We start from the raw sequence: 25,055 nt of genomic DNA on the forward strand, positions 1-25,055 counted from the left end.
GGCCCCAGCACCCCGATCAACCACCCGAAATGCGACCTCGACGCGCCATGCGGCCGCGAACGAACCCGTACGTACTCCACCAATCAAGGGCGTACGCTGCGCCCCCGGCGTCTACGAGCTCGGCGCCGCATCGGTGGGCACAACATCTTCGCCGGCTCTGGTCGAGCAGGTCGTCTGCGGGCCGCCGGGCCACCGGCCGAGTTCGGTGATCAGGACGACGCCGTCGTCAACATCCTCGGCCTGCCACCCGTGGATGTCCAAGAGCAAGCCGTCCAGCGGACCGTCGACGAGCTCGGCAGCAGGCCTGTCCTTGAGAAAGCCATAGGTCAGGGAACGGTACGGCTGAGGATGCTCGTCGTGTCGTCAGTGGTCGCGGACAGCGGTTCCGACTGCTGCGGTTCTGATCTCTTTCTGACCTCAGGTTAAGGCTTGAGGTCAGAAAGAGATCGTCGATCACTATCAGGTCGCGAAACGGACCAGCGTGTGTTTCAGTCCGCTTTGGGGCGCCAGGAGGCGCTCTGTCGTACCGCTGCGACAGCTCCCCAGATCCAAACCAGCACGGCCAGCACAGCAGCCCCCGTCACCGCCGCGTACATCATCGACCAGGACAGTTCGAAGCTGAGGCTGTCGGCGGCGTTGGTCAGCGGGGTGGCCAGCCACACGTGTGCGGTCAGTCCGGCTATGCCGGCGAGGGCGAGCGGTAGCAGCAAGGTGAAGGCGGAGACGCTGAAGAAGATTGTCCTGCGTCCGGTGAGGACGCTGAGCGCGGACATGCGGCGTGCGAAGCGCAGGAACTCCGAGAGGTTGCCGATCGCGATCGCCGCTGCGACGAACAGGACTCCGGCTGCTCCGAAGAAGAGGACCCACCGGCTCTGCAAGGCGAGGAGGTTGGCTCCGAACAGCCAGTTACTGCCGATCGTGCCGATGGTCGGTGATGTCGCCAGCCGAGTGTTGGCCAGCGTTTTTACGGCGGGTACGGACAGTTGCTTGCCATCCGCGCCCAACAGGATCAGAAGCTGTCCTCCTGGGGTGTTGGGGCGCACGGCAGTGGCCCGTGCGGTGAGTCCATGGCCTGCTCCCCTCGGGGTGTGCCAGTAGCCCAGTTCACGTACTCGGGTATCCAGGCGTGCGGGATCGATCAGGGTGCTCTTCGATCCGCAGGGCAGGGCCAGCTCGGTCAGTCCGGCGCAGGGGCCGGCGATCTCGGCCGTGCCCGTGCTGCCGTTTACTGTCAGCCAGAGAGTACTGGTGCCGGTGGGCAGTGATTGGAGGAAGGCGTCGGTCCGTGTTTTCGGCCCCTGGGGCGTTTCCATGACTACGACGCTGCTGCCCACGCGCGCCTGCGTGGCGCGTGCTTCGACGGCCGGTCCGCTGTTGCGGCTCTGCCAGAGCTGGACCTGTCCGATCAGTACGAACGCAATGATCACGCCGGAGGTCAGACGTGCCGTGGTCCCGGGCCAGGCTGCCGTCCAGCGGCCGGCGACCAGGGCGCCGGACCGTCCGAACCGGTTGCCTGCGGCGGCGATGGCACGTCCGGCTCCCGCGCAGGCCAGAGCGAGCAAAGAGGGGAGCGTGGCGACGGTTCCCAGGACTCCGATCGCATAGACCAGCAGTCGGGTGCCGCCGCCGGGGGTGAGTTCGGGGCCGCGGACCGCGAGGAGCAGCATCAGCGGGCAGAGGTAGGGCCACCAGCGCGGCAGCCGTGAGGCGGACAGCTTCGGACGGGTCGACTTGCCGCGCTTGCGCTGGTGCGGATGCATCAGGACGACAATCAGCAACATCACCAGGAAGGCGGCCACGGCTGATCCCAGGACTGCCCAGGACCAGTTGCGCAGGTCGGTTGCCGAGAGTTCGTAGGCGATACCGGGCAGGGTGAGGTCGGTCAGCAGGGCGGGAATCATCAGCAGCGCGCCCAGCAATGCCCCGGATGCGGCAGGCAGGAGTGCCTCGCCGATGTTGAGGGTGGCGCGCACGCGCCATCCCCCGCCGAGTACGTCGAGCAGTTCGGTGCGCTGGTCGCGGGCTTCCGCGCCGGCCCTGGCGGCGGCGACGGCCAGGGCGCCCACCGGGAGAACCAGCATGAAGAGCATCAGGACGAGCAGCATGTAGGGGGGTTTCACCGCGAGCAGGTCGCCGAGCGCGGCCGGTGCGGCCGCTCCGTACCCGGAGATCGGGGTCATCGACGCGCGGTCCAGGACCCCGGCTGCGGGGCGTGCGTAGGCCAGGCGTTCACCCGGTGTCGCGAGGCCGGAGGTGTCGATGGTGCCGGCCAGGCGTCCGTAGCGTTCATCGATGTTCTCGGAGGCGCCTGCTTCGAGCAGGGCTTTGGAGAGCACGGCTTCGCCGGGTGCGGGCCAGCGGGTGACGCCGGGGGGCAGGGGTGCGTCATCGGTCAGCGGTTCAATGTAGATGACGGAGAACTGCCGCATCGCTACGTCGTCGAACTTGTCCGCCCACAGCGCGCGGGCTTGAGGTGATGCGGCGGAGGCGACCGGGAGCGGGGTGCGGGCTGCGGCGCGTGCCTCACGGCCGTCGTAGGTAGCGAACACCGCAGCGACGGCGGCGAAGGTCAGCGTCAGCGCGAGCGCGGCAACGCCGAGCGCCACGTGGCGAATGCGGCTGGCTGTGCCCGAACGTGCCGCCGCCCAGCCGATGCGCATCAACTGCCCCCACAGGGAGCGGCCCGCGCTCACAGGAGCTTGCCGTCGGTCAGAGCGAGTGTGCGGTCCGCGCGGGAGGCGACATCCCGGTCGTGGGTGACTGTGAGCAGCGCACACTCCCAGCGTTTCGGCAGGCTGAAGAGCAGGTCGGCCACGCTGTCCCGGTTCGCCTCGTCGAGTGCTCCGGTGGGTTCGTCAGCCAGGATGAGCCCAGGTTTGTTCACCAGTGCCCTTGCCACAGCCGTACGCTGACGCTCGCCGCCGGAGAGTGTGGCGGTGGCTGCGTCGGATCGGGGCACGCCGAGGTCGTCGAGCAGACGGGCCGCGTCCGCGTAGGCGGTGGCGCGCGGGACACCGGAGAGCAGTGCGGCCAGGGCGACATTCTCCACCGGTGTCAGTTCAGGGACCAGTTCGCCGAACTGGAACACCACACCGATGTGCGAACGGCGGTGCTCGGCCAGCTTGCGCCGGTTCAGGCCAGCGAGGTCCACTCCGGCGACCTGGACATTTCCCCTGTCAGGCTTGAGCAGCCCGAGCGCGCAAGAAAGGAGTGTGCTTTTCCCACTGCCGCTCGGCCCCATGACGGACACCGACTCCCCGGCGTTCAGGGTGAGGTCGAGATCGCGCATCAGGGTTCTACCGCCGATCTCGTAACCTAGGGAGTTCAGTTGGAGTACCGCGGAATGGCTGGCCATGTGTGTCCTTGCGTAATGCGTGTGGGGAAGAACGACGGCCGGGGGCCACCGCCGTAGGCGATGGCCCCCAACACTCAGAGGCTGTTCAGCAGAAGCTGCGGCCGAGGCCTACGAACGCCAGGAGTCACAGCTATCCGTCTCGAAGTCCAGGGACAGGCACGCCTGGATCTTCGTGACGGCGGTCCCGGCCGGGCTGTAGACGGTCGTGCCGTTGCCGCTCTTGTTGTGGAGCGTCTTCATGTCACTGACGCTGCTGGTGCGGAAGTAGTTCACGTAGACGGAGTCCCCGTCCGCTATCGTGTCCGAAAGCCCGACACTGGTGTTGGAACCGTAGCTCCATGCATGTGCGCCGGTGGCGTACGAGTCCAGCGTCTTCGCCATCGCCGGCGAGCTGCCGAGCACAGCGCCTGCGCCGATGAGAACGGCGACGGCCTTCATCATGATCTTGCGCTGAATCAGCGCATCCCCTTCCCTATGAGAAACCCCGGCTGTCTACAGCTCAGGGCATGGGTAAGAGTGGCGCCCCCCTCGCCCGGCAGCAGAGTGTAACGCCTTCATCACCCTCGGCTGCGAAATCGAACTTATGTGCACGCTTCACTTCGAGGCAAGATCAATTCCTCAACTATGTTAAGTCGCCTGTCACTTGCCATTCGCATAGGCGTCAACTCGCCTCATACATGAGGACATGCGCGCCCAGATCCTGGAGCCCGCCTCGCAGCTCCTCGTGGCGGCCCCGCCTACGGATCGCTTTCACCCACTGTCCGATCTCGCCTCCGCCTGAGGCTCCACACCTCGCTGGTCCGCGGCCTGGCGCCGCCGGCCCGGCTCAGCGGGCGGGCCGAGTCCGCACGGTCGTGATAGACCCCGACCGTCAGGGACCACGGCATCCTCACCGCGCCCTAGAGTGATCATGAGGTGTCAGCATCACGCGCGGGCACCTACTTTCGTTGGGCGGGACATGAACCACACCACCGGCCTGGACTCACTGGCCGAGCAGGCGGTCGTCGTCGCGTGCGAGCTGGCCGACGCCGCCGGTCCCGACAAGTGGAGCGGCGGTGCTGTCGAGGACGCGGTGACCGCGCTGGGGTCCTCGCCGGGGCGCTGTCCGGGCTCGGTCCGGAGGCCGCGGAGCTCCTGGAGGTGATCCCGGCCGCCGTCGCCGCGCTGCGCGAGCACGTCGAGCAGCAGATGCCCGCGACCGCCGCGCCGTCCGGCCGGGCCGGGCGGGCGGGCGGAGGACCCGGTGGTGGTGAGCACCCGGCTGCGGGCGCTCACCTCGCACGGACTGGCAGGGGCCGGGTCCACCAGATCGGGCCCGCGCTGCTGACTGTCACCCTGGACGCCGCCCACGCCCAGGCCCTCGCCGCACTCCTCACCGCCCACCGCGATTTCCCCCGGCAGACACCGGCCGTCGAAGACGACGGGCGGTGGGGCGCGGGACCGGCCGAGACGGCCGCCGCTCAGCTCGCGGCCGACCTGACCGCGTACGGGCCGGGACGGACGCGAGGGTCCTCACGTCCGGGCAGATGACTAGCGACCTCACCCCGGCGGCCGCCCGGCAGGTGACTAACGCACTCGGCACCCGGACCGCCCCCCCTCCCCCACCGTGTCGTCCGCACCGGCCCGCCGCCGCGACTCGGGCACGGCTGGAAGGGCATCGATGCGGCCCGTTGAGCCGAGGACGGCGTCCGCAGCCGTCATCAGGCCAGAGCGTACGGGCGTCCAATAGGCCGACCGTCGAATCCCCCGGCCACGTCCCCTTGCCCGCCAACACCTATGCGCTGTAGGGCAGTTCTGGAAGACTGCTACCTCGGGGGCAGGTGAGCCGAGGGGGGCTTGGACCGGTGGACATCGCACTGTTGTCTTGGACAGCGGGTGGCGTAATCCTTCTAGGAGGCTTCCTCGGGTGCGTGCGGATCGTCCCCGAGGCGACCGTGGTCGTCGTGGAACGCTTCGGCCGGTTCGCCCGCATGCTCACTCCAGGGATCCATCTCGTCGTCCCGTTACTGGAGCGGCCCCGCAAGCGGATCGACCTGCGCGAACAGGTCGTGCCCTTCCCGCCGCAGCCGGTGATCACCCAGGACAACCTCGTCCTCAACATCGACACGGTCATCTACTACCAGGTCACCGACGCGCGGGCCGCGACCTACGAGGTCGCCAGCTACATCCAGGCCATCGAGCAGCTCACCGTCACCACCCTCCGCAACATCATCGGAGGCATGGACCTGGAGCGGACCCTGACCTCCCGCGAGGAGATCAACGCGGCCCTCCGGGGCGTCCTCGACGAGGCCACCGGCAAGTGGGGCATCCGCGTCAACCGCGTCGAGCTCAAGGCGATCGAGCCGCCGACCTCCATCCAGGACTCGATGGAGAAGCAGATGCGCGCCGAGCGCGACAAGCGCGCCGCGATCCTCACCGCCGAGGGGATCCGTCAGTCCGCGATCCTCAAGGCCGAGGGTGAGAAGCGGTCTGCGATCTTGCGGGCCGAGGCGGAGGCCAAGGCGGCGAGCATCCACCGCCTTGCTGAGGCGGACGACGCCCGGTTCCTTGCTTCCCTGGCGCCCGTCTCGCCGCCGGACCAGCCCGCGCGACCGCTGGCGCCCGTGATCCACAAGCCCCTGCGTGGCGACGATCCGCGACGGGTGGGCCGATACCAGCTGACGGCCCGGCTGGGCGAGGGCGGGATGGGCACCGTCTATCTCGGCCTGTCCCCCGGGGCCCGGAAGGTTGCCGTGAAAGTGGTCCGTGAGGGCCTCGTCAACGACCCGTCGTTCCGCCGACGGTTCGCTCGCGAGGTCGACGCCGCACGCAGGGTCGGCGGCTTCCACACCGCACCGGTCGTGGACGCGGGCCCCGACGACCCCCGCCCCTGGCTGGTCACCGAATACATTCCGGGCCCCTCCCTCCAGGAGGTCCTCAACGTCCACGGCCCCCTGCCCACACCTACCTTGCGGGCTCTGGCCCTCGGGGTGGCCGAGGCTCTGGAGGCCATCCATGCGTGCGGCATCGTCCACCGTGGCCTCAAGCCCGGCAACATCCTCATCGCGGCCGAAGGGCCCCGCGTGATCGACTTCGGCATCGCACGGGCGACGGAGAGCACCGCGCTCACGGACACCGGCTTCGTGATCGGAACGAGGGGGTTCCTCGCCCCCGAACAGCTGGCGGGCGCGCCGCTCACCCCTGCCGTCGACACCTATGCGTTCGGCATGGTGCTGTGCCACGCCGGCGGCGCAGTCGGGCCCGCCGGGGGGACGCTCATCGACAGCGCCGCACGGCTGCTGCCGACCGACCTCGCGGCCATCGTGACGGGCTGCCTCAGCCACGATCCGGCCGGGCGGCCGTCGCCCGCCGAGATCCTGCACGAACTCAGCGGGCACGACGGCGAAGCCCCGACAGACTGGCTGCCTCCTGCCGTACGCACGCTGGTCGGCCTGCACCAGGCGTCCACTCCCCCCGGAGTGACCTCGTAGGGCGGCAGCGGCATCGGGCGCTCCGGCCCTGGGGCAGGGCTGGAGCTCACCGGCCTCACCCCGACGGCCGCCAGGCAGGTGACCGACGCGCTCAGCAACCGCCCCGTACCCACCCTGCTGCGTCATCCGCACCGACCCGGTCCCTCGGGCTCGGTCACGGCTGGAAGCGCCTCGACGCGCGGCGCTGACTATGAGGGCTGCGTCCAAGGGGCCCGAGGTCTGGGGTGCCTGGTCCCAGCCGGGCACGAGCGCCGACTTGTCGGGGCGGGCACTCATACTGCCGTAGGTGGCGTCCTCGTCCGCTTCGGCTCCGGCGGCGTGGTCGGCGGCCTCGTGGTCGATCTCGCCGCGGTAGCCGCAGTGCACGCACCGCAGGTCCTCGTCGAGTTCGCCGCGGTGAGCGCGGTGCAGGTCGAGGGCGGAGTGTACGGGCACCCAGGCGAGCCCGGGGCACGGCTCACCGTCCTCCTCCTCGTCCTTGCGACTGGGGCAGGTGACGAGGGCGTCGAAGCCGACGTCGCCTGCCCAGTCGCTGTCCTGGCGCAGCGCGAGGACAAGAGAGTCGGCGGATCCGGCCCGCAGCACGGCGATGCGGTCGCCGTCGGCGAGGACGGAGCCGTACTTCCAGGTGGCCAGGCGGGCGATGTCGGGGCCGAAGAAGCGGCGCAGCAGGAGCTCTTCGCCCAGGCCGTCGCCGCCGTCCCAGCCGAGCTCCGCGCTCTGCTGCGCGGCAGCGCGGGCGAGGAGCAGGGTGAGGAGCAGGGTGAGGCGGTCGAGGCTGGAGGCGAACACGACGTGGTCGAAGCCCTCCTCGTGGTGCAGGAGGGGGTGGGCGTCGGTGGCGGCGCAGTGCTGGGCGTGGACGGTGTCCTCGGGCACGCGGCGCTCGGCGGGCCTTTCGGCGTTGCGCTCACAGACCGAGAGCGCGGTGGTCATGAGGACGGCACCGGTTGCGGTTCGGGGTTACGGCCGGTCAAGGACACGATGTAGGCCTGGACAAGTGCCAAGCCAATGTCGGCGAGGTAGGCGGTCTCTGTGTGACCGCCGTACTTCATCTGATCAGCGGTCAATGCCTTCGGGACGCCTTGTCCCCGAACCCAAGCCTTGATCTGACGCTCGAACGCCCATGCATCCCTGGTGAGGTCGAGCGAGCCCACCTCGGGACAGGGGCTGGCTCCGGTGGTGCTCTTCCCCGGCAGGCAGGAGGGCAACTGCCGAGGGGGTCGCCGAAGAGCCTGGGCTTCCCTTCTCCCACCCTCGGCGTTTCGGCCACACCAGCGTCGGTCACGATCCTGTTCCCGTACGGATCGGTGCACACGGCACGAACTCGTCTTCGCCTGCCTTCGGGGTTCGAACGCCGTCCGAATCGCATGTGCTCGACACCGAGCATTCCGTCGTTGAGCCGTCCGACACCCCAACTCGTCTGCCTGGAGGCCGCGATGTATCCCCTTCCTGTGCTTCGGACCGTACTTCTTCCCGTGCCTCGGCCCCTGGCCGCTTCGATGCGGCTTCAGTGTGTTGGCGGTGGCTTTTGTACGGCGCGTCCGGATGCGAGGTGGGTGGCATGAGTGCCGCTTCGGACAAGGTGTCGGACGAAGCGGGTGCGGAGGCTCCTTCGGCGTCCGAGCAGTTGTTGTTCGGCGGTGAACTCGCGTACGACCACGGCTGGAATGTGCACCGCGGTACGTGGGTGAAGCTCGGTATGTGGAGCATGGCCGTGAACTTTCCCCGGCAGGTCGGCGTTGCCGTACGGCTGTCTCGGCAGGCTGACCGGAGGGCGCTGTACACGGTGGCCGGCAGCGAGATCGGCCGCGGTGTGGCGCAGGCGCTGTCTCTGGTGGCGGTGAACTCCTTGCTGACCGAGTTGTTGGCGTCGGGGGTCTTGTCCGACCGGCTGCGGGCGGCTCTACCGGCGTTGGTGTTCGTGTCCGTGATGGCGGTCGTCTCCTCCCTGCTGAAGTCGGCTTCCACCGCTTCGACCGGGGTTCTGGAGCCGAAGGTCCAGCGTGTCGCCACCGAGCGGTACTTGGGCCTTGTCGCGCGAGTGGAGATGGACGCGATCGAGGACGACGCGTTCCACAAGCTGATGGACTCGGCTCAGTGGGGCGCCGACGCGGCGCGGCGGATGGTGGGCTACTGCACGGCCGTGGTCGCCTCGGGGATCTCCCTGATCGCCGCCGCGAGCGTGCTGACGGTCCTGCACGTGGTGCTGCTGCCGCTGCTGGTCTCGATGGCGCTGCCCAGCGCGTGGGGTTCGCTGACGATGGCCCGGGCCAGATACACGAGCTGGCACCGGTTCGTCCAGCACGCCAGGGCGGCGCAGCTGATCAGCCGGCTGCTGATCGATCAGCAGGCGGCGGGTGAGGTCAGGGTCCATGACGTGGGTCCGTTCCTGCTGGAGCACTTCCGGGGGATGGCGGAGACGAGCGAGCGGGAGCAGACGCGGCTCGCGTGGGTAGCGGCTCGTACGGGGTTGTTCGCGGACGGGGCCCGTGGTGTGGCCACGGTGGCCGCCTACGCGGTGCTGGGCCTGCTGCTGTGGAACGGGCAGATGGCGCTCGCGGTCGGCGGAACGGCGGTTCTCGCGATCCGGGCGGGGTCGGCGAGCATCACCGACCTGGTGCTCCGGGTCACCGACATCCAGGAGGAGTCCCTGTTCGTCGCCGACCTGGAGCGGCTGTGCGTCGAGGCGGAGCGGCGGGCGATTCCGGAGTCGGGCGTGGACGTGCCGGAGGACTTCGACGCGATCCGTTTCGAGAAGGTCTCCTTCACCTATCACGGCGCCGACGAACCATCGCTGCGGGAGGTTGACCTGGTCATTCCCCGTGGCAGGACCGTGGCCCTGGTCGGGAAGAACGGGTCGGGCAAATCGACTATTTCGAAACTGTTGTGCGGCATGTATATGCCTTCTGCGGGTCGGGTCATGTGGGGAGAGGTCAATGCCGCCGACGCCTGCCGGGCCCGGATCTTCTCCCGGGTCGCGATGGTTGCGCAGGACTTCCAGAGGTGGCCCTTCACCGCCCGGGTCAACATCGGCATCGGCCGCAGCAACGCGGCGATGGACGACTCGGTCATCGAGGCCGCGGCCGCGTACGCGGGAGCTGACGAGGTCGTCAAGGGGCTCCCCCGCGGCCTGAACACGCTGCTGGCCCGCGGTTACAAGGGCGGGCAGGGGCTCTCCGGTGGGCAGTGGCAGAAAGTCGGGCTGGCCCGGGCGAAGTTCAGGAACGGACAGGTCCTGGTCGTCGACGAGCCGACCAGCGCCCTGGATCCGATGGCCGAGCAGCGGGTCTTCGACCAGATCCACCAGCTCGCGGGAACCGGCCAGACCACTGTTCTGATCACTCACCGGCTGCACAGCGTCCGGCACGCGGATCTGATCTACGTCCTGGAGGAGGGGCGGGTCATCGAGCACGGGACGTTCGAGGAGCTCATGGACCCCGCCGGCGGTACGAGTGCGTTCCGCGAGGCGTACCAGCTGCAAGCCAGTCAGTTCCTGTCGCCCGTGGTTCCGGGACAGTCCACGTCCGCAGGTGCGGGGAACGTAGCGGAGGGAACGACCGCGTGAAGGTTCGGGGCAACGAGGGCGCCTGGTTCTTCGGCTCGACGATCGGCTCGTGGTTCCTGGGATTCGCCGCCGGGTTCCTCGGCCGGTGGCCGTGCCTGACCTTCGAGCAGTGCGTCGTCGGCTCGCCGGTCCTGTGCGAGCGGCGCGACGCCCTCCTCGCCTGTCGCGAAGGAGCCGGCGCGTGAGCGGCCTCATGCGGCACACCGAGCCGCTGGATGTTCACCTGCTCGCGATCCGTGACGGGGAGAACGGGGCCGAGGTGCTGCTCTCGCGCCGAGCCGGCGCCGTCTATGCCCGGGGCCACTGGCATCTTCCGTCCGGTCACCTGGACGGTCCGCACGAGGACGTCGTCACCGCGCTCGTCCGGGAGACGAGAGAGGAGACCGGCCTCCTCGTCGACCCGGCCGACGTCCACGCGGCCGTCACCGTGCACCATCGCTCCCCTGGCGGCGGCGCGCGCGTCGGGTTCTTCTTCGAGGTCCGGCGGTGGAGCGGCGTACCGAGGGTCATGGAGCGTGAGGTGTGCGACAAGATGGAGTGGCTCGCGTTCGACGCGCTGCCGGAGCCGATGGTCGCGTACTGCCGGGCGGGGATCGATGCGTACCGGGCCGGGGCCCGGGTCGCGGTTCACTTCCAGGAGCTCGGCGACCCCATCGGGTATGACCCGAGGGTGGACCGGGTCCGTCTTGTCCCCGGGACCGGATAGGGACGGTTACGGCGTGGGGCGTCCGTACGCCTGGCTGTGGCGGGCCGCTTGGAGAGGACCCGGTCCGTCTGGAGCTGGGAGATGCGGAGTACCTGCGGGCGTGGCGAAGCACGCTCCGCTGCTGCCGCCGAGATCATTCGGCTCCGTTCGGAGTTGATCCTCTCGGAGCCTCTCGGAGCCTCTCGACGCGGAGTGGTTCGGCATCTGCCGGGATCAGCTCGCCCTGCGGCTGGGGATCGGGGGTGACGCCCGCGCCTACGTCGTCGATGCCCCGCCCGGCGGGCTCGCCGCGTGCGCGCTCGCCTTCATCCACCCTGTCCTGCCCGCCCCGGGGTACCCCGGGGGCCTGGCCGGACGGATCCACGCCGTCGCGACCGAACCCGGTCATCGGCGACGTGGCCACGCCCGGACCGTGGTGGCCGCGCTGCTGGAGTGCCTCGAACGCGATGGGGTGACGCTCTTCGATCTGCACGCGAGCGTGGACGCCGCGCCGCTGTACGAGCAGTTCGGGTTCCGGAGCGATCCCGCGCTGATGCGGATGGCGAGGCTTTCGTCCCCGCCCGAGGGGGAGGGGGTGTGAGCGCGGACGGATGGCTGCCGCCGACGGATCGCTGGTCTTGAGAGTGTGCGGATGGCTGCCGCCCTAGGTTGCCAGGCAGCCGCAGCTGAATACCGCGCCGTTGTTCGTCCAGGCCCGGACCGAGCTGTTGTTCATCCAGGCCTGGACCGAGCCGTCCGCGGCCACCGACAGGCCGTCCGCTTGGCCGTCACCGTTCGCCTCGACGAAGACAAGCTGCGTCCTACGGCTCCGAGGGCCGGGAAGTGGGTACCGAGGGTCGTCCCACCGCCGTTGCCGCCCCCGTTCAACCAGGCCTTGGCCGACCCGTCGGGCACCAGCGCCTGCTCGTCCGCGCAACCGTCCGCTACCGTCGGGCAGTCCGCGTTGAGGTCGACCCGGTAGTCGCCGAGTCCGGCGCTCGGGGGCGCCGGGCGCACCGACACCGTTCGCTCATCCGGTCGGCGCGGGCAGCCGTTTCGATGCCTCCGGCGACAGCGGTGGCCATCTTGCTGTAGCCGGTTGTTCGGGTGGAGCCGGTCGGCCGTGCCGGCGTTGCCGGGGCCGATTCGGCCGGCTGGTCAGGCCGGGGGCCGTGGCGTGGTTCGGCCCTTGTGTTGCCATGGCTGCGCCTCCGGTCCGGAGACTTTCGTCTACCGCAGACCCGGTCCCGCTCGTGTCATGAAGTTAGTCACGTCCTCCCGGGGCTCAAGGCCCCACGGATTCGGGCAATCTCTTACTTTTGGCGCGAATCCGTGACTCGGATTTCAGCGGGTCTTGAGATTCCTATGAGTTTCCTTTGACCCTTCGACGTCGGCGTGGCATGTTGTTCAGGCGCGCCCGCACCACTGGCTAGCTCCTTTTGAAATCAGGGCCTGGAAACGTTGACGAATCGCGATGACGGAATCGCTGCGGCGAGATTCCGGGTTGCCCCGAATACCGGGCTGCGAGTGACGTCGAAACCTGGCGGAACTCGAGTCATGGTCGGGTGACCTGCGCCGTAGCGCGCACGAACCGGCTCAACGTTCAGCCCCTGCACTGCCAGTGCCTTCACGCACACCGCAAGTCCATGGTCGAACCGACCTCGTTCATAACAAGTCCTCTGTTCACATCGGAGCGTTCTCGTCATGTCCCCCGCATCCACCCAGGGTTCCATAACGTCGGCTTCCGGTGAGGCGAGTCCCGCGCCGAAGGCTACGGAGTCAACTGCTGTGGCCGGCATTCTGCGTGACGCACCGCAGGACGACGCGAGCGGACCGCGCATCCTTGTTCTGAGCGACTCGACCGCTGCGGTGAATCCCAAGCAGCATCCCTTGCAGGGCTGGGGTCAGGCGCTTACCGAGCTGCTCGTCGGGCACATCGAGGTGCTCAACTTCGCTCTGTACAACGCCTCTAGCCGCAGTTTCTTCACCCACCCCTTCATTCGAGTGCTCAACGAGGCGCGCCCGGGCGACATCGCGCTGATCTCCTTCGGGCACAACGACCAGAACATGATGGAGCCCGACAAGTACACGAGCGCCGATGAGTTCCGGGCGTACCTGGAGCTGTACGCGGAGACGCTGCGGGAGCTCGGGGTGTCGCCGGTGTTCGTGACGTCGCTCGCGCGAGGGACCTTCCATGCGGACGGGCAGGTGTCCAACGGACTGCGCGAGCGCGCCGACATCATGGTCAAGACCGCCTCCGACGTCGGCGTACCGCTGGTGGACCTCAACCGGTGGTCCGAGGAGCTGTGGCAGGATCTCGGTCCGATGGCGGCCGTACGGCTGCTGGGCTGGTTCGAGCCCGGGCAGCACCCCGAGCATCCGCAGGGCAAGCGGGACTGGACCCACCTCAACACCCGCGGCGCGCACGCCACAGCCGCCTGGCTGCTGGCCCAGCTGTCCGACAACGACCTGCTGACGGCGGACGTCATCCCGCAGCGAGCGGTGGATGCCGTCCTGACCGAGGACGAGCTCGGCGCCTTGAAGAACGCCGCCGCCGAGCAGGAAGCCGCCCACCTCCGGGCCGAATCGTGGCTGGGCCAGCGGCCCGAACCGCAGCGCAAGCGGCAGTGGTCGTGGCGTGCCCAGCCCGAGCCCGAGCCGGAGCCCGTCGCCCCGCGACCCGTGACGATCACGGCCCCTCGCGCGCAGGCGATCGTCGGCCCGCTCGTGTCCCTGACCGGCGCCTGCCCGCCGGACACGGACACCCTCTACTTCTTCGTCGGCACCCGCTGTATCGGCACCACTCCTCCTGGCCCGAACGGGGCCTGGAGCTGGCGTCGCGAAAGCGGTTGGCCGGCCGGTGAGCACACGCTGCTCGTCGCCGCGGGGCGCGGCGAGGACCTCACCAACACGGCGACCGTCGACTTCGTCGTGGTCACCCATGTCGAGCCCCCGGTGATCACTACGCCGTCGGACGGTTCGTACACCCACCCCCGGCCCGAGTTCCGCGGCACCGCCCAGAAGGGCGTGCGCGCCGTCCATCTGCTCGACGACGGCGTCCGCGTCGGCGAGTCCCCCGTGGGCGCCGACGGTCAGTGGAGCTGGAGCCCTCCGCGGACCTGGTCCCCCGGTCCTCGCAAGATCGAAGCCGTCGCCTGGGTCGCCAGCAACCATTCCGAGCCGGCGACCGTACGGATCCAGGTGCACGGGATACCCTCCGGGCACCTCGCAGAACAGCTGCGCCGGCAGGCCGATGCTCCCTTCACCGAGGGCACTCATCGCCCCCCACTGCTTATCTCGAGCCAGCGGACCGCGCCCGCCTGCGACCGGCTGGAGTCCTCGGTGGACTTCCCCGCCGCCGACTGGGCCCCCATCACCTTCACCGTGCCGTCGTCCGGCGCCGCCTACGTCACCATCTCGGCGGCCCTCCACACCACCGCGGGCCCCTCCGCCACCGTATGGGCGCTGTGGCAGGCCAGCGGCGGGTACACCCCCGCGAGTCCTGCCCGCGGGCTCTCCGCCCACGGTCCCAGCCGCGTCTACGCCTCTCGCCGTCACCTGCTCAGCGGTATGAAGCCCGGTGAACGCGTCACCATCACCCCGCAGTGGAACATCAACGCCGGCACCAAGGCCCAGGTTCATTTCAGCGGCGGTCAGCTCCTTGTCGAGCCCGCCTGACGAGCGGGCTCGCGCGTAGTCGGCGCGGGCGACAGGCTGCTCCGTGGCCGTCGAGCGCGCCTTTGGGGGCGGGGCTTCGGTCCAGGAGTGCCGCCCCCTTCCAGGGGCGCTCTGTCGGGACCGGTCGAAGTGTGGGCCATCGCGCCGGCATTCGTTCGCGCATGTCGGCGGTGAGGCCGCTCACCTCGCTCGGTGAGGTGTGGTCGGTGGTCATCCGGTTGACGACGCCCAGCCGGTGGGCGAGTCGTTGCCTCGCCGTCGCCGTGCCCCATTCCCAGTCCTCATCCGGAATCCGGGCGAGGTGGTCGGTGCCGTCGCGGTGTGCTCGCTGCACCAGTGTGTCGCCGCGGAGCAGCCAGCCCGCTCGGCCGGCGAGCCGCGGGGCGGCCACCTCGCGGGCGTAGCGCTCGTCGGTGTCGGGGCCGTCGACGGCCTGTTTCACCACCGCCGTCCTCTCCGGCAGTTCGACGCGCCACACGCGCGAGCGCGGGCTGCTGTCCAGGCTGCGGGAGCTTCTGGGGGTTCCCGGCTCCGCCCGCAGTTCGTCCCCGAACGTCAGTGGTGACGGCATGGGTTCTTCCTTCCGCGCGGCCTGCTGGGACCGCGTTCGGCGGGCGGCCGGTTGTCATGGCTTTGTTCTCCGTCGCATCGCGGACGAGGGTGATGCCGTACGGGACGATCCCGGCCACCCGCATCAGCCAGTCGGCGAGGCCGAGGAAGACTGCGTGCTCCGGCGGCGGCGATGCCGGTGCGCGCGGGCTGCCGGGACGAAGTGCAGTTCGCCGGTCGGCACGGCCCCCGGCTGGGCGCCACCAGGCCCTGGCGCGACTCCCGAGTTCCGGAAAAGTTGAGCGCTTGTCATGTCCGGGGCCTTCCCAGGGCGCTTACCGGCTAGTAGATACCGGGGGTAACACCAACCCGGGAGGCTTCATGTCACATGCCAGGCCACGTATGAGAGCCTGCGCCGCCGCAGCGGCGGCGGCTCTCTGTCTCGCCACGCTCGCCGTACCCTCCGCGAACGCCACCCCCCTCGCAGCCGCCACCCCCGTCGCGGTCGCCGACGCCACGCCGCTGCCCGCCGAGCTCGAGCAGATCCGCGCGGCCGAGGCCGTCAGCCTGTACGGCAGTCCCGAGGAGCGCCCGCAGGCCGAGCGGAAGAGCTCGCTCGTGTCGATCGGTGACTCGGAGATCTCCGGTGAGGGCGCCGGCGCGTACTGGCCCGGGACCGACGGTCCGACGAACTGGTGCCACCGCTCACAGGACGCCGCGATCTACCGGACCGGCATCCCGGCCGACGCCCCCACGAACATCGCCTGTTCGGGCGCGGCCACGTACCACGTCAAGGTCGGCGGCGTGAAGCAGTACGCCGATCAGCTGGTCCAGAGCGACCACCTCGCGATCAAGGCGCGCAACACCCGCGTCAAGATGGTGGTGGTCGTCGTCGGCGCCAACGACGACGTCCAGTTCGGTCCGGTGATGACGGACTGCGTCACGCGCTGGGTCCTCAGCCAGGGCACCTGCGAGCCGAAGTACGCGCCGGGCTGGCAGGCCCGTGTGGACGGCATCGTCCCGAAGGTCTCCGCGACCGTCACGGACCTCAAGAAGGTCATGCGCGACGCCGGATACACGGACGACGCGTACAAGCTCGTCCTCATGAGCTACCCGTCGCCGATCAGCCCCGACATGGCGGACAACCCGAACTTCCCCGGGAAGCTGCCCGGGGGCTGCCTCGGCTACGACTCCGACGCGGCCTGGGGCCGCAACACCGCGGTCCCCGTCTTCGAGGGCGGCATCCGCAGGGCGGCCCAGCTCTCCGGCGCCGACTACCTGGACGCCTCCCGCCTGTTCCACGGGCACGAGGTGTGCACGGAGCAGACGTGGGCGCGCGGCTTCTTCTACGACGGGTCGTTCCCGCCGGACGAGAACTCCGTCCGGCAGTCGTACCACCCCAACGCCACCGGCCACGCCGCGTTCGCGTCCTGCTTCACCCAGTTCTACAACTCCGGTCTACGCGAGGCATCGTGCGCCGATCCGGCCTCCACCAACGCACCGAAGCTCTACGCCGGAGCATGGGACGACATGTTCGAGCCGATCAAGAACGCGGCCACCGGCCAGTGCCTGGACGCCGTCGGAGGCTCCTCGCGCAACTACACCGCGGTCGTGGGCTGGGACTGCCTCGGTGGCCGCAACCAGACCTGGTGGTACGACTCCGAGCGGGGCTCGCTCCACGTCGGTCTGTCCCACGACCGGTGCCTGGACTCCCGTGACATCGCCGCTCCCACCGCCGCCATCCTGTGGAACTGCCACGGCGGCGCGAACCAGAAGTGGACGAGGCCATCGGACGGCACGATCCGCCCGGCCACCGCGACCGGCCTGTGCCTGACCCAGCCGGTCGCGAGCAAGGCCGTCGCGCTCCAGGCCTGCAACGGCTCGGCCGCGCAGCGCTTCATGTAGCCCGAGTCCGCGCCGAAGACGCGGGGCCCGGCCGGCGGCCCTGCCGTACTGACCGTCGGTCAGGGCCAGGTCGTGCAGGGCGGAGGCGATGAACAGGGGCCTCCGTGTCGAAGCCGCGCCCGCGTTCGACGAGCAGGGCCGCCCCGAACCGGTAGTTGCTAGCTGTGCGCCACCAGCGTCGGAGGGGCGGTACTGGTCAGCAGCTCGACGGCCGCGCCGGCCAGGGGCGAGTCGGGCAGCGGGGCGAGCGGCACGTGGTCTTCTTCCGGGGTGGTGGGGTTCATCGGACGGGAGTGGTCGTCGGACGGATGGCGGTGGCCGTCGAGCGGAATCGGCGGCGGTACTCGGCCGGCGTGGCGCCCAGCCGCTGGCTGAAGGTCCGGTGCAGCGTCTCCACCGAGCCGAGTCCGCTGGTGGCCGCGATACGGGGAAGGCTCCCGTCCGTCTCCTCCAGGAGCCGACGGGCCGTCTCCAGTCCGTCGCCTCAAGATGCGCGGCGGGCGTCCGGCCCGTGCTGCGGCGGAACACCCGCGTGAACTGGCGGACGCTCAGGTTGGCCTGCTCCGCCATGACGTGCAGCATCAGATCCTCGGTGATGTGGTCGGCCATCCATCGGAGCAGCGCCTCGATGCGGTCGTCCGAGGGGACCTGCCGTGAGATCGGAACACTGAACTGGCTCTGCCCACCGGGGCGTTTGATGTACATGACCAGCACACGGGCCACGGCGAGCGCGAGGCGCCGGCCGTGGTCCTCCGCGACCATGGCCAGCGCCAGTCCCGTCCCGAGGTGACGCCCGCGCAGGTCCATACCCGTCCGGCCTTGATGAAGGTGTGCGCCGGAGCAGATCGAGCCGACTCGTCCGGCCTTCGATGCCGCCGTAGGCACCCAGTCGGTGATCACGGGTTCGACGACCGGCTCGGCCCTGCCCGCGACGAGCTCGGTCGCCCCGGCGACGAGCAGGGTGTCCACGCCGCTCCCCACCTCGTCCAGGGCAAGGCCGGCGACCAGCCGGACCCCGCTGGACGTGGTCAGTTCCGCGCGCTCGGCGGCCGCGATCTCCACCCGGTAGCCGGGAACGCCGGCGGGCAGCATCCGGGAGGCGACCGAGAACACCTCGGCGGGACCTGTGGCGTCCAGCAGGTCTACGCCGGGGAAGGCCGTGATGACAACTCTGCGGGTTCTGGGCACCCCGCCACCATCACTCCGGGCTCCGGAAGGCCGTAATGACGCAGTTCTGTCAGTTCGCGCCATGGCGCGGGCACGGAAGGGCCACCGGCCGTCGCCGTCGCGGTCGCGGGCCATGAGGTCGCCCGTCCGTGCCAGGGCAGTTCCCCGGGCGGCTGCGTCAGTTCGACTGCGCCGTCGGCTCCGGCACCGGCGGCTGCGGGACTGCCAGCTGGCGGATCGTCGGCAGGTCCGCGTACAGGTTTGCGCCGGGGCACTCCGTCGGGTAGCCGTCGCGGTGACCCGAGATCCGGTTCAGGGTGACCACCTGGCCCTTCTTGTACAGGCCGTTGTCCGCCGCCGCGACGAGGTTCACGGTCCCGGCGGGGTCGTACCCGTACAGACCGAGCTTCCACGCGGCGACGCCCGCGATCGCGTCGAGTACCGGTGCCGTGCTGACGGCCTCGTTGTAGTTGCCGAGGACGGCGATGCCGGTGGTGTCCGTGTTGAAGCCGTACGTCTGGGCGCCCAGGACCGGCTTGTCGATGCCGCCCGCGCGGCCCTCGAAGACGGTTCCGCACTTGTCGACCAGGAACTGGTAGCCGATGTCGTTCCAGCCCTGGCCCTGCACGTGGTAGAGGAAGATCGCGCGGATGATGGCGGCCGACTGGTCGCAGGCGTAGTCGTTGGTGCCGGCCGTGTGGTGGACGAAGACGGCCTTCGTCTCGGCCGTGTACGTCGGAGGGGCCAGGACCAGCGACTCGTCCGCGCCCCAGCCCGAGCGCGGGGTGACGGCCGGCTGCCCGTTCGCCGTGAGCGTCGTGGAGGTTGGCGTCTCCGCGCGGGCCTCATCGGCCATCGGGTCCACGAGTTCGACCCGCAGGCCCTTGGGCAGGCTCGCCCGGGTGCCGGGCTCGGCGGTGACCCGTACCTGCACGCCGTTCGACGGACCGGTCCACAGCGGCTGGGTACCGGCTCGTACTCCGGGGGCGCGGCCGTCGAGGCCCGTTTCCGGGGTTCGTACGTCCAGGTCGAGCGTGCGCCAGGCGGACCAGGCGCCGGTGCGGTGGTCACGGGTACGGACCTCGGCCGTGCCGCGGAGCTCGGCCCGGGGATCGGTCCAGGTGAGTCCGATCATGCTGAAGGGCTCGGTGGTGCGGGCCGGCAGGGCGCGGCGTACGGGATCGGTGCCGTCGAACCGGATGCTCCGCAGTCCGTGCCCGCTGCCGTCGGCGGCGGGGGACGCGGGTACGGGCGTCGGGGCGGCTGCGGTGGTGGTTGCGGTGAGGCCGGTGGAGGCCAGGACGACAGCGGCGAGTCCGGCCACGGTGGCGGCGCGGCGGCCGGTACGGCCGAGGAGCTGGGGAATCACGGTGTTCCTTAGGATCTGGTGGGGACGGGGCTGGGGGTCGAAACGGGGGCGGCGGCGTCGGGGGCCGCGCTCGCGCAGGTGCCGCGCCCGAAGGCGCCCTCCGCGGTGGAACGCTGGACGTGCCGACCGGCGACGGTGAGACCGCAGCTGGCCCGGCCGCCCTTCTCTCCGAGGGTGACGCTGACGGCCGGGGTCGTGCCCTGCGGCAGACGTACCGTCTTCCGCCACGGCAGGCGGACGTTCCTGACGATGTCTTCGGCGTCCGCCTCCCGGTAGGCGATGTCGGCGGTGCCCTCTCCGAGGACCTCGTACGCCACTTCGGTCCGTGCGGTCGCGGGTGGCCTTCCGGCCACCGCGTTCCCGTGTCCGGGCTCGGAGGTGTTGTCGGATCCGAGGGTTCCGTAGGCCGTGAGCGCGCCGCACAGGGCGAGCAGGCTCGCGGTGGCGGCCACGAGGATTCGGCGGCGCTTCCGTGAATCCGTTGCGGAACCGGGGACTTCTGGTCCGTCCGGAACCGGCGGACCTTCCGTGGACGACATGTCGCTCTTTCGTTCGGCGGCTGATTGCGCTGCGTTATACACCGCCGGGTTCCCCGGATGCGAGGGTGCGGAAGAATCGGGCGAATTCCCTCGTCACGCGCCCTTCGGCCACCGACATGCCGTCATATGCCCGCGTGATGACGGAGTGCGACGCTGCCGCCCGCCCGTTCGGGCACGGCCTCGGCCCGTTCGATTCCCACCCGGCTGGCAGACACGTCACCTGGGCCGACACCCCGCCCGGAAAGTATGATGAGGCGATGTCTGACATGACCGAGACCACGCCCGGCTGGCTGACCAAGGACGAGCTGGAAGTCGCCCGTGCCCAGATGCCGATCCTGTACGTCGAGGCCGTGCCCGTGCGCGTGGACGACAGCGGCGAAGTCACCAGTATCGGAGTACTTCTGCGCATCGGCGCGGACGGAACGATAAGCCGCACCCTGGTGTCGGGGCGTGTCATGCACCACGAGCGGGTCCGCGACGCGTTGCTCCGCCATCTGGAGAAGGACCTCGGTCCCATGGCCCTCCCCCACGTCCCGGCGTCCTTGCAGCCCTTCACGGTCGCCGAGTACTTCCCCACGGCCGGCGTCACCGCCTACCACGACCCGCGTCAACACGCCGTCTCCCTCGCGTACATCGTTCCGGTGACCGGCGACTGCCGACCTCGGCAGGACGCGCTGGACCTGGTGTGGTTCAGCCCGCAGGAAGCGGCGTCCGCCGCCGTGCAGGGCGAGATGCCGGGCGGTCACGGGATGCTCCTGAAGCAGGCGCTCGCCCATGTGGGGCACATCTACTGAGACACCTGAGCGTTCACCGCGAGGGGCGCCGGTTCCCGTCGGCTCGACGACGGGAACCGGCGCCACTTTCGTCCGTCCGGGTCAGGACACCACCCGCAGGTGGGTCGGCCAGCCGATGTCGTCGCGGTCGAGGAGCCGGAACATCTTCTTGATGTCCGTCGGGTTCAGCTTCACGCAGCCGTTGGACTTGTAGTCGCCGGCGCCGTCCCAGCGGCGGGGTTCAGTGCCGCCCGCGCTGCCGTCGCGGTTCATCTCGGAGTGGATGAACATCTCCGTGCGCGTCAGCGTGCCCTTGGAGCACTTCATGTCCTCCAGGTGGATCGCGTAGCCCTTGATGAGGTTGCCGTTGTACGTGGGGGTCTTGAGCTTGATCTTCCAGTTGCCGTTCGGCAGCCAGCCCCTGGCGCGTACGCAGTCGTCCGTGACCTTGAGGCCCGATCCCGCCCGGTAGGTGGCCCAGAGCTTCGTGCCCTTGAAGACGGAAAGCCGCGAGTCGGTCGGGTCGCTCCGGTTCTTGTCGAAGACCAGGGTGGTCGGCGCGTCAGCGGGCTTCTGCGGCGCACCCGCGGGCCCTTGTGCGAGGGCGGCCGGTGCCAGGGCCAGGACGGTGGCCGCGGACGCGGCGATCACGGCTCCGCGCAGACGGCGTCCGTTGCTGCTGCTCATGCTCATGTCTCTCTTCCTCGTGCTTCCCGCGCGACGGGGGGGACCCCGTCGTGCGGGTGTGGGGGCGGGCGGTCGGGCCGTCAGACGGTGGCGAGGCGTACCTGTGCCGTCTTCGTCCCCTTGAAGGTGAAGGAGAACTGCTTGCGGACACCGGAGTTGCACGCGGTCTCCGCCTTGTACTCGCCGTTCCCGGCGTTGATACGGACCTTGGCGCACTTGCCGTCCATGCTGGTGTCCTGGAGCCAGCCGGACACCGTCACGTCCTTGCCGGAACAGCGCAGGCTCCAGCTCGCCGACGCGCCGTTGATCACCGGGGCGGCGGAGGACGGGCAGCCGGCCGCGCTCGCCGGGGTGACTGCGCCCAGGGTGAGTCCCCCTGCGAGTACGGCGGTCGACAGAGCGGACGTGATGGTCTTGCGGACAGCGGACATGGGTGCCCCCTTCGGGCAGACTGCTGGCGGGAACGCGGACCGGGACGAGGACCTGGACGCGTCGCCCACCGAGGGGGCGTGCTGTCCGGGGTGCCGGCCGCAGAACCAGCATTGCCGGGTCGGCCGGGTCCGGGGAAGCCGATCCGGCTGCTGACCGAGGCACATCGATGCACCCTGCATGACGGGGCTCTGACCTGGGATTATGTAGCGCTGCATGAAGAGCGTGCCGAGGAGACGGCATAGCGGGGGCCGCTGGACCGCGCTCGGGCCGCCCTTGCCCTCCCCGGGCGCCGATCCCTCACGCGGGAGCGGAGGGCTGTCGGCTGCTCGTGACCCTCTGGTAGTCCGGCGCCTTGACGGGGGGCTGTTGTCCGACCAGCAGGGCCAGCCAGGTGTCCGCGTCCACGCGGCCGGTCTCCGGCAGATCGTGCGTGCGCTGGAAGTACTTCAGGTCCTCCGTGGTCACCGCGGTGAACCTGCCCGAGACCGCTGTGCCGCCCTGGCCCACGTTGTTCAGCAGCTCCTGTACGGCTCGTACCTCGAACTCACCTGAACCCGGCCGCACGTCCATGACCAGCTCGGGCCAGGTCTTCTCGCCCACCTTGCCGTCGGCCTGCAGATCGTGCCGTCGCTGGAAGTCCACGACGGCGTCCCAGGTGTCCTGCCGGAAGAAGCCGTCGGCCCGCACGTCGTAGCCGCGGGCGTTCAGGAGGTACTGGAGGGCGCGGGCGCGGGTGAACTGGTCTTCCACGCCCATGCGCAGCAAAGGCCACTTGCGCGGCGCGGCGCCCGCCGGTACCGCACCGGCCGCACCGGCGGCCGTGGCCGCGGGGTCCTCGGCGGAGAGGCGGTCGTGGACCACCGCTCCGGCGATGAAGGCCAGGGCGACGGCCGACACGAAGAGGGCCGGGAGGAGCCGGCGGTTGCGGCGACGGGCGGGGGTGCTGCGGGCGCTCGGGGCGGAGGCTTGATCGGGTACGTGGTCGGGTGTGTGCTCGGCGGCTTGCTCGGGTGCGTGCTCCGCGGTTGCCGCTGCGGATCCGGGCCTTGATTCGGCCCCGGCCCCGGTGGCGACGGCTCCCTTGTCGGCGGGTGGCTCGGAGGTCGGACCGGCCATTACGGCGCTTCCGGTCGTTCCGGCGGTCCGCTCGGTCGCTTCCGGCGGCGCGGCGGGGGCCTCGCCCCCGCCCTCCGCCGTCCGCTGTCGGCTGTTCTCCCGCCAGGCGGCCCGGCAGAGCGCCCGCGCCTGTTCGAGTTCCGCCGCGGGGGCACGCAGTTGGGCGTGCAGATTCTCGACCACCCGCAGAGGAGCGGTCGACGCGTGCCTCGGGTTCAGGTAGCGCGACAGGGTCGTCTGGTCGACCCCGAGCCTCGTGGCGAGCGCCTGCTGCGTCGGCCGGGCGCCGCCGGTCGTGCTCCCGGCCTCTTCCCACCAACGGCGCATCAGTTGTGCCAGTCGGGTCCCCGCACTCCGCTGCCCGTCCCGGGCGCCTCGCTCGTCCGTCATGTACGTGTGCCTCCCCGGCCTCGTGCGGAAGAGCCGGGCCTCGTCACCGCCTGCGTAGCGGCATAACAGCAGGTCAGGTCTGTGCATGACAGCAGGCGTGGCTACGTCGGCCTCGGCGGCGCCGATCGTAACGACGTGGCCGTGGGGTCCGGCACCGGACCTTGCGGGTCGACCGCGCTCCCGTCCCGCCACCGCGCGGCGGCTGACGAGCCTACGTTCACCTGAACGAGTGCGCGGGGCGGCACGGTCGCGGAGTCGGCGGCTCACCCGTAGGGAGGAACGAGGCCGGCCGCCTCGCGACGGGTTACTGCACGTTCAGCCGGAACGGGTGGGAGAGGTCCGTCGGGCAGGTGAAGACGCGGAGTTCGCCGAAGCGGCCCAGGTTAAGACCGGGGTCCTTCCCGCTGTCCAGGGTCAGCAGCAGGCGCATCCGGGTTCCGCACGCGGCGCAGTCGATGGGCACGAGGTCGGTGAGGTGCCAGCTGGGCCAGCCCCCTGCCTTCCAGCCGGGCAGGCAGGCGAGCGTGCGGGCGTACTCGGTGTCACGTGCTTCGGCCCACTCCTGCGCCGTTTCGACGAGCTCCTCGGGGAGTTCGTCCTGCTCGGGTAGATCCACGACGCGGAACGGGTCCAGGAGGCACGGGTTCGGCAGGTAGACGTCCTCGGCGTGCTCCGGCTGCGGCGGGTCGTCGCGGATCGGGCCGACGGCTCCCCCGGCGCGGAACCGCAGTTCGACGTTCGGGCCCCAGTAGTTCCGCTGGCCGGGCGGTTCGGAGTGGTCGTCGGGGCACCACAGCAGCTGAAGCAGGTCCGTCCCTTCCGGCATGGGCAGGACGGGAACGTCACCGGCGCGGAGCTGGAGCACGGGGATCATGGGAACGGGTACGGCGGGGGCTTCCGAAACCGTCCGGATCCGCTCCCAGGTGATCATGTCGAGCGATCCGGCACCGTCCATGATCCGCCGCTGCGCTTCGGCGTCCTCCTCGCTCATCACATACGCGCCACCGCCCCGCGCGCGGCGCCGTTCCTTCATCCGGCGGTCGCAGTCCTGCCAGATCTCCTTGTCCTGATCCGACAGCTTCTCCCGCTTGTGCACCACGTGCGGTGCCCGGCACACCGGCCACGGCTCGTCCCTCGGCCACAGCAGCGGGCCGCCGACCGAGTTGTCGTGCGGGCCGGGGGCACCCGCCGCCGGACGGAGGAGTACCGCGGGGCGGGCGTGGGCGGCGAAGGCCGGTACGTCCGCGATCAGTGTCTGCGGGCCGGGCAGGTCGATGTTCACGTTCGTGGTACCCCCGGGGAATTCGTACGGATGGTGGTGTCATGCGAGGAAGGAGCCGCGTACGAGGAGCCGCACGTCGGCGCCGTGGTG

Annotated in this window: 22 protein-coding genes and 3 pseudogenes; 12 read left to right on the forward strand and 13 right to left on the reverse strand. The window is 70.1% G+C overall.

All coding sequences use genetic code 11. The annotated features are described in order from the left end of the window. Window positions 1-488 precede the first annotated feature (488 nt). The 3 genes from V4Y03_RS30830 to V4Y03_RS30840 all read right to left on the reverse strand — a co-directional run bounded on the left by V4Y03_RS30830 (window position 489) and on the right by V4Y03_RS30840 (window position 3,796). On the reverse strand, window positions 489-2,660 hold the full coding sequence (locus tag V4Y03_RS30830; RefSeq protein WP_332437330.1) for a hypothetical protein: 2,172 nt from the start codon (window positions 2,658-2,660) through the stop codon (window positions 489-491). Between the two features lie 29 nt (window positions 2,661-2,689). Beyond that, entirely contained in the window at window positions 2,690-3,355 is a 666-nt protein-coding gene (locus V4Y03_RS30835) for an ABC transporter ATP-binding protein (protein WP_332437331.1), read from the reverse strand. A gap of 108 nt (window positions 3,356-3,463) precedes the next feature. Further along, window positions 3,464-3,796 carry a hypothetical protein gene (locus V4Y03_RS30840; RefSeq protein ID WP_332437332.1) on the reverse strand — a complete coding sequence of 111 codons (333 nt, stop codon included), beginning with the start codon at window positions 3,794-3,796 and terminating at the stop codon, window positions 3,464-3,466. 517 nt (window positions 3,797-4,313) lie between these two features. Between V4Y03_RS30840 and V4Y03_RS30845 the strand changes: the two genes are divergently transcribed. The 10 genes and pseudogenes from V4Y03_RS30845 to V4Y03_RS30890 all read left to right on the forward strand — a co-directional run bounded on the left by V4Y03_RS30845 (window position 4,314) and on the right by V4Y03_RS30890 (window position 14,756). Continuing rightward, the gene (locus V4Y03_RS30845; protein WP_332437333.1) at window positions 4,314-4,499 is read left to right on the forward strand and encodes a hypothetical protein; all 186 of its coding nucleotides are present in this window, start codon (window positions 4,314-4,316) and stop codon (window positions 4,497-4,499) included. Further along, window positions 4,496-4,885 carry a hypothetical protein gene (locus tag V4Y03_RS30850; RefSeq protein WP_332437334.1) on the forward strand — a complete coding sequence of 130 codons (390 nt, stop codon included), beginning with the start codon at window positions 4,496-4,498 and terminating at the stop codon, window positions 4,883-4,885. The genes V4Y03_RS30845 and V4Y03_RS30850 overlap by 4 nt, the downstream gene beginning before the upstream one ends. A gap of 407 nt (window positions 4,886-5,292) precedes the next feature. After that, window positions 5,293-5,866 (forward strand): annotated as a pseudogene (locus V4Y03_RS30855) (SPFH domain-containing protein); the annotation flags it as partial. 152 nt (window positions 5,867-6,018) lie between these two features. Further along, window positions 6,019-6,825, forward strand: a pseudogene (locus V4Y03_RS30860) (serine/threonine-protein kinase); the annotation flags it as partial. Between the two features lie 318 nt (window positions 6,826-7,143). Then, a complete protein-coding gene (locus V4Y03_RS30865) occupies window positions 7,144-7,815 on the forward strand; it encodes a hypothetical protein (protein WP_332437335.1) in 672 nt (223 codons plus the stop codon). Window positions 7,816-8,389: 574 nt separating this feature from the next. After that, entirely contained in the window at window positions 8,390-10,393 is a 2,004-nt protein-coding gene (locus V4Y03_RS30870; protein WP_332437748.1) for an ATP-binding cassette domain-containing protein, read from the forward strand. Further along, window positions 10,390-10,578, forward strand: a complete 189-nt coding sequence (locus V4Y03_RS30875; protein ID WP_332437336.1) for a hypothetical protein — start codon at window positions 10,390-10,392, stop codon at window positions 10,576-10,578. Before V4Y03_RS30870 ends, V4Y03_RS30875 begins: the two co-directional genes overlap by 4 nt. Then, complete coding sequence (locus tag V4Y03_RS30880) at window positions 10,575-11,099, forward strand: NUDIX hydrolase (RefSeq protein ID WP_332437337.1); 525 nt, start codon at window positions 10,575-10,577, stop codon at window positions 11,097-11,099. Before V4Y03_RS30875 ends, V4Y03_RS30880 begins: the two co-directional genes overlap by 4 nt. 307 nt (window positions 11,100-11,406) lie before the next feature. Beyond that, window positions 11,407-11,679 carry a GNAT family N-acetyltransferase gene (locus tag V4Y03_RS30885; protein ID WP_443079916.1) on the forward strand — a complete coding sequence of 91 codons (273 nt, stop codon included), beginning with the start codon at window positions 11,407-11,409 and terminating at the stop codon, window positions 11,677-11,679. A gap of 1,187 nt (window positions 11,680-12,866) precedes the next feature. After that, complete coding sequence (locus tag V4Y03_RS30890) at window positions 12,867-14,756, forward strand: SGNH/GDSL hydrolase family protein (RefSeq protein WP_332437338.1); 1,890 nt, start codon at window positions 12,867-12,869, stop codon at window positions 14,754-14,756. Here V4Y03_RS30890 and V4Y03_RS30895 read toward each other — a convergent pair. Then, a complete protein-coding gene (locus V4Y03_RS30895) occupies window positions 14,722-15,327 on the reverse strand; it encodes a hypothetical protein (protein ID WP_332437340.1) in 606 nt (201 codons plus the stop codon). The two genes, V4Y03_RS30890 and V4Y03_RS30895, sit on opposite strands and share 35 nt — an antisense overlap. Window positions 15,328-15,686: 359 nt before the next feature. Between V4Y03_RS30895 and V4Y03_RS30900 the strand changes: the two genes are divergently transcribed. Then, entirely contained in the window at window positions 15,687-17,210 is a 1,524-nt protein-coding gene (locus V4Y03_RS30900) for a ricin-type beta-trefoil lectin domain protein (protein WP_443079899.1), read from the forward strand. Window positions 17,211-17,368: 158 nt separating this feature from the next. On the opposite strand, the gene V4Y03_RS30905 is transcribed toward V4Y03_RS30900, so the two are convergent. The 5 genes and pseudogenes from V4Y03_RS30905 to V4Y03_RS30925 form a co-directional block, all read right to left on the reverse strand. Beyond that, a complete protein-coding gene (locus tag V4Y03_RS30905) occupies window positions 17,369-17,494 on the reverse strand; it encodes a hypothetical protein (RefSeq protein WP_317874051.1) in 126 nt (41 codons plus the stop codon). Further along, a complete protein-coding gene (locus V4Y03_RS30910; RefSeq protein WP_332437751.1) occupies window positions 17,491-17,685 on the reverse strand; it encodes a helix-turn-helix domain-containing protein in 195 nt (64 codons plus the stop codon). The genes V4Y03_RS30905 and V4Y03_RS30910 overlap by 4 nt, the downstream gene beginning before the upstream one ends. A gap of 68 nt (window positions 17,686-17,753) precedes the next feature. Continuing rightward, window positions 17,754-18,512, reverse strand: a pseudogene (locus tag V4Y03_RS33980) (DJ-1/PfpI family protein); the annotation flags it as partial. A 43-nt stretch (window positions 18,513-18,555) separates the two neighbouring features. Then, window positions 18,556-19,746, reverse strand: a complete 1,191-nt coding sequence (locus V4Y03_RS30920; protein ID WP_332437344.1) for a peptidoglycan recognition protein family protein — start codon at window positions 19,744-19,746, stop codon at window positions 18,556-18,558. Between the two features lie 8 nt (window positions 19,747-19,754). Next, window positions 19,755-20,198: a hypothetical protein gene (locus tag V4Y03_RS30925; RefSeq protein ID WP_332437345.1), complete on the reverse strand. Its 444-nt coding sequence runs from the start codon at window positions 20,196-20,198 to the stop codon at window positions 19,755-19,757. A gap of 344 nt (window positions 20,199-20,542) precedes the next feature. Here V4Y03_RS30925 and V4Y03_RS30930 point away from each other — a divergent pair, with 344 nt between their 5' ends. Next, entirely contained in the window at window positions 20,543-21,079 is a 537-nt protein-coding gene (locus tag V4Y03_RS30930; protein ID WP_317874047.1) for an NUDIX hydrolase family protein, read from the forward strand. Between the two features lie 81 nt (window positions 21,080-21,160). Here V4Y03_RS30930 and V4Y03_RS30935 read toward each other — a convergent pair whose 3' ends face one another. From V4Y03_RS30935 to V4Y03_RS30950, 4 genes are all read right to left on the reverse strand, one after another. Continuing rightward, window positions 21,161-21,751, reverse strand: coding sequence for a L,D-transpeptidase (locus V4Y03_RS30935; RefSeq protein WP_332437347.1), 591 nt, complete (start codon window positions 21,749-21,751; stop codon window positions 21,161-21,163). 74 nt (window positions 21,752-21,825) lie between these two features. Continuing rightward, entirely contained in the window at window positions 21,826-22,176 is a 351-nt protein-coding gene (locus tag V4Y03_RS30940) for a hypothetical protein (protein WP_332437348.1), read from the reverse strand. A 298-nt stretch (window positions 22,177-22,474) separates the two neighbouring features. Further along, entirely contained in the window at window positions 22,475-23,683 is a 1,209-nt protein-coding gene (locus V4Y03_RS30945) for a peptidoglycan-binding protein (RefSeq protein WP_332437349.1), read from the reverse strand. 304 nt (window positions 23,684-23,987) lie between these two features. Beyond that, a complete protein-coding gene (locus tag V4Y03_RS30950; protein WP_332437350.1) occupies window positions 23,988-24,965 on the reverse strand; it encodes a hypothetical protein in 978 nt (325 codons plus the stop codon). Window positions 24,966-25,055 lie beyond the last annotated feature (90 nt).

The organism is Streptomyces sp. P9-A4 (assembly GCF_036634195.1).
In the GTDB taxonomy this organism is placed as follows: domain Bacteria; phylum Actinomycetota; class Actinomycetes; order Streptomycetales; family Streptomycetaceae; genus Streptomyces.

What these genes read in the sequence shown, in the direction of transcription:
- V4Y03_RS30930 (WP_317874047.1), top strand. Translation starts at nt 20,543, where the DNA reads ATGTCTGACATGACCGAGACCACGCCCGGCTGGCTGACCAAGGACGAG.
- V4Y03_RS30905 (WP_317874051.1), bottom strand. Translation starts at nt 17,494, where the DNA reads ATGAACCCCACCACCCCGGAAGAAGACCACGTGCCGCTCGCCCCGCTG.
- V4Y03_RS30945 (WP_332437349.1), bottom strand. Translation starts at nt 23,683, where the DNA reads ATGACGGACGAGCGAGGCGCCCGGGACGGGCAGCGGAGTGCGGGGACC.
- V4Y03_RS30835 (WP_332437331.1), bottom strand. Translation starts at nt 3,355, where the DNA reads ATGGCCAGCCATTCCGCGGTACTCCAACTGAACTCCCTAGGTTACGAG.
- V4Y03_RS30830 (WP_332437330.1), bottom strand. Translation starts at nt 2,660, where the DNA reads ATGCGCATCGGCTGGGCGGCGGCACGTTCGGGCACAGCCAGCCGCATT.
- V4Y03_RS30840 (WP_332437332.1), bottom strand. Translation starts at nt 3,796, where the DNA reads ATGATGAAGGCCGTCGCCGTTCTCATCGGCGCAGGCGCTGTGCTCGGC.
- V4Y03_RS30870 (WP_332437748.1), top strand. Translation starts at nt 8,390, where the DNA reads ATGAGTGCCGCTTCGGACAAGGTGTCGGACGAAGCGGGTGCGGAGGCT.
- V4Y03_RS30900 (WP_443079899.1), top strand. Translation starts at nt 15,687, where the DNA reads ATGTCACATGCCAGGCCACGTATGAGAGCCTGCGCCGCCGCAGCGGCG.
- V4Y03_RS30940 (WP_332437348.1), bottom strand. Translation starts at nt 22,176, where the DNA reads ATGTCCGCTGTCCGCAAGACCATCACGTCCGCTCTGTCGACCGCCGTA.
- V4Y03_RS30895 (WP_332437340.1), bottom strand. Translation starts at nt 15,327, where the DNA reads ATGCCGTCACCACTGACGTTCGGGGACGAACTGCGGGCGGAGCCGGGA.
- V4Y03_RS30935 (WP_332437347.1), bottom strand. Translation starts at nt 21,751, where the DNA reads ATGAGCATGAGCAGCAGCAACGGACGCCGTCTGCGCGGAGCCGTGATC.
- V4Y03_RS30845 (WP_332437333.1), top strand. Translation starts at nt 4,314, where the DNA reads ATGAACCACACCACCGGCCTGGACTCACTGGCCGAGCAGGCGGTCGTC.